Below are 3307 nucleotides of genomic sequence, written 5' to 3' on the forward strand. Positions count from 1 at the left end.
GCGATCAACCAGGCCGCCGACACGCTCGACGGCAAGGGCGAATCGTTCCACAACGCGCTGCGTGAACTTTCGCAAGCCGCTGGGCGGCTTGGGGATTCGCGCAGCGACATATTCGGCACCGTCAAGAATCTGCAGGTCCTGGTCAACGCGCTGTCGTCGAGTAACGAACAGATCGTGCAGTTCGCCGGAAACGTCGCGTCGGTGTCGCAGGTGCTCGCCGACAGCTCGCGCCGTCTGGACAACACCCTGGGCACGCTCAACCAGGCGCTCTCGGATATCCGCGGATTCCTGCACGAAAACAACTCGACAATCGTCGATACGGTCAACAACCTCAACGACTTTGCGCAGACGCTGAGTGACCAGAGCGACAATATCGAGCAGGTGCTACACGTCGCCGGTCCCGGCATCGCGAACTTCTACAACATCTATGACCCCGCGCAGGGCACACTGAACGGCCTGTTGTCGATACCCGAGTTCGCCAACCCGGTGCAGTTCATCTGCGGTGGCTCCTTCGAGACCGCCGGCGGGCCGGAAGCGCCGGACTACTTCAGGCGCGCGGAGCTCTGCCGTGAGCGACTGGGGCCGGTGCTGCGCCGCCTCGCCGTGAACTACCCGCCGGTGATGTTCCACCCGCTCAACACGATCACCGCGTACAAGGGCCAGATCATCTACGACACCCCGCAGACCCAGGCCAAGGCCGCGACTCCGATTCCGCAGCTGACCTGGATACCCGCCCAAGGCTCGCACCCGCCGCCGCCCGCCCAGAACCCGGCGGATCTGCAGAGCCTGCTGCTGCCGACGGCCCCGCAGAACGGCCCCGCACCGGCCGCCGCCGGCGCGGGTCCCGCGCCCGGACCTGCCCCGGGCTCCGCGTTCGGTCCGCTGCCCGGGCCCCCGCCGAACCAAGCGCCGGCGCCGACCGACCAGGGCGGTGGCGGATGAACCGGATCGTGTTGCGCGGGGGCGCTTTAGCGGCGGGCAGCGTGCTCCTGGCCGGCTGCCAATTCAGCGGGCTGAACTCTCTGGTGATGCCAGGAACCGCCGGCCACGGCGCGGGCGCGTATTCGATCACCGTTGAGATGCCCGACGTGGCGACACTCCCACAGAACTCGCCGGTCATGGTCGACGACGTCACCGTCGGCAGCGTCTCCGGCATCTCGGCCGAGCAGCGAGCCGACGGATCCTTCTACGCCGCAGTGAAGTTGGCGTTGAACAAGAACGTCGTGTTGCCGGCCAACGCGACCGCGACGGTCGCCCAGACGTCGCTGCTGGGCTCGATGCACATCGACCTCGCCGCCCCCAAGGGCAAACCGGCCACCGGCAGGCTGAAGGACGGATCAAAGATCGCGGAGTCCAACACGGGCCGGTATCCCACCACCGAAGAGGTGCTGTCGGCGCTCGGTGTGGTGGTCAACAAAGGCAATCTCGGTGCGCTGCAAGAGATCACCGACGAGACGTACCAGGCCTTCGCCGGCCGGCAAGACCAGTTCGTCGACTTGATCCCCAGGCTGGCCGAATTGACCGCCGGACTCAACCGGCAGGTCGACGACATCATCGATGCGGTCGACGGGTTGAACCGATTCTCCGCGACCCTGGCGCGCGACAAGGACAACCTGGGCCGGGCGATCGACACGCTGCCCGAAGCCCTTCGCGTGCTCAACAAGAACCGGGACCACATCGTCGATGCGTTCGCCGCACTCAAACAGCTGGCAACGGTGACATCCCATGTGCTGTCGAAAACCAAGGTCGACTTCGCCGAGGACCTCAAAGGGCTGTATTCGGTTGCCAAGGCCCTCAACGACAACCGGAAGAACTTCGTCACCTCGCTGCAGCTGCTGCTGACGTTCCCGTTCCCCAACTTCGGGATCAAGCAAGCCGTGCGCGGCGACTACCTCAACGTCTTCACCACCTTCGATCTCACCCTGCGCCGGCTCGGTGAAACGTTCTTCACCACAGCGTATTTCGACCCGAACATGGCTCACATGAACGAGATCCTCAACCCGCCCGATTTCTTGACCGGCGAATTGGCGAACCTGTCGGGGCAGGCGGCCGACCCGTTCACTATTCCGCCCGGCACGGCTTCGGGTTCTGAAGGGCACTGAGGGGCGGCGCAGATGATCGACAAACTGACCAGGATCCAGCTGTGGATTTTCGCGGTGATCACCGCCGTCACGCTGACCATCATGGCGATCTTCTACCTGCGGCTCCCGGCCGCGTTCGGCATCGGAACCTACGGTGTGAGCGCCGACTTCGTCGCGGGCGGCGGCTTGTACAAAAACGCCAACGTCACCTACCGGGGCGTCGAGGTGGGTCGGGTGGAGTCCGTTGGGCTGAACCCCAACGGGGTTACCGCCGAGATGCGGCTCAACAGCGGCACGCCGATTCCGTCGAACGTCACCGCCACCGTCAAGAGCGTGTCGGCCGTCGGTGAGCAATACATCGACCTGGTGCCGCCGGCCAGCCCGTCATCGGCCAAGCTGCGCAACGGATCTCGCATCGAGCGGCAGAACACCCGGATCGGCCAGGAGGTCGCCGACCTCCTGAAGCGGGCGGAGACACTGGTCAACAGCCTGGGCGACACGCGGTTGCGTGAGCTGCTGCACGAGACGTTCATCGCCGCCAACGGTTCGGGACCCGAACTGGCCCGGCTGATCGAGTCGGCCCGGTTGTTGGTGGACGAGGCCAACGTCAACTATCCGCAGGTGTCGCAGTTGATCGATCAGGCGGGTCCGTTCCTGCAATCGCAGATCCGTGCCGGCGCCGACATCAAGACGCTGTCGGATGGCTTGGCGCGGTTCACTTCCGATGTGCGGCAGGCCGACCCGCAGCTTCGCTCGACGCTGGCCAACGCCCCGAGCGCGGCCGACGAGGCCAGCACCGCGTTCTCCGGTATCCGCCCCTCCTTCCCGGCGCTGGCCGCCAGCCTCGCCAACCTGGGCCGGGTGGGCGTCATCTACCACAAGTCGATCGAGCAGCTGCTGGTGGTGCTACCCCCGTTGTTCGCCGCGATCACCACCGCGGCCGGCGGCGCTCCGCAAGACGAGGGCGCCAAGCTGGACTTTAAGCTCGACCTGAACGACCCGCCGCCGTGCGCCGTCGGCTTCCTGCCCCCGCCGATGATGCGCACACCCGCCGACGAGACGCTGCGGGAGCTCCCGAGGGACATGTACTGCAAGGTCGCTCAGAACGATCCGAGCACCGTGCGCGGCGCCCGCAACTATCCGTGTCAGGAATTCCCCGGCAAGCGGGCGCCGACGATCCAGCTCTGCCGCGACCCGAAGGGCTACGTGCCGGTTGGCCGCAACCC

At 66.0% G+C, this 3307-nt stretch carries 3 protein-coding genes; all 3 read left to right on the plus strand.

Annotation, left to right across the window (positions count from 1 at the left end):
- Positions 1–942: MCE family protein (locus A5736_RS06885; protein ID WP_076245261.1), on the plus strand; the 942-nt coding region annotated here is incomplete at its 5' end.
- Entirely contained in the window at positions 939–2102 is a 1164-nt protein-coding gene (locus A5736_RS06890) for a virulence factor Mce family protein (RefSeq protein WP_076122709.1), read from the plus strand. The genes A5736_RS06885 and A5736_RS06890, both read left to right, overlap by 4 nt.
- A gap of 12 nt (positions 2103–2114) precedes the next feature.
- A partial coding sequence (locus tag A5736_RS06895) for a virulence factor Mce family protein (protein ID WP_076245263.1) occupies positions 2115–3307 on the plus strand: 1193 nt, incomplete at its 3' end.

It is taken from the genome of Mycobacterium sp. SP-6446 (assembly GCF_001954045.1).
GTDB lineage: Bacteria > Actinomycetota > Actinomycetes > Mycobacteriales > Mycobacteriaceae > Mycobacterium.

Coding starts and splice junctions, on each gene's coding strand:
- A5736_RS06890 (WP_076122709.1), top strand. CDS start 939: ATGAACCGGATCGTGTTGCGCGGGGGCGCTTTAGCGGCGGGCAGCGTG.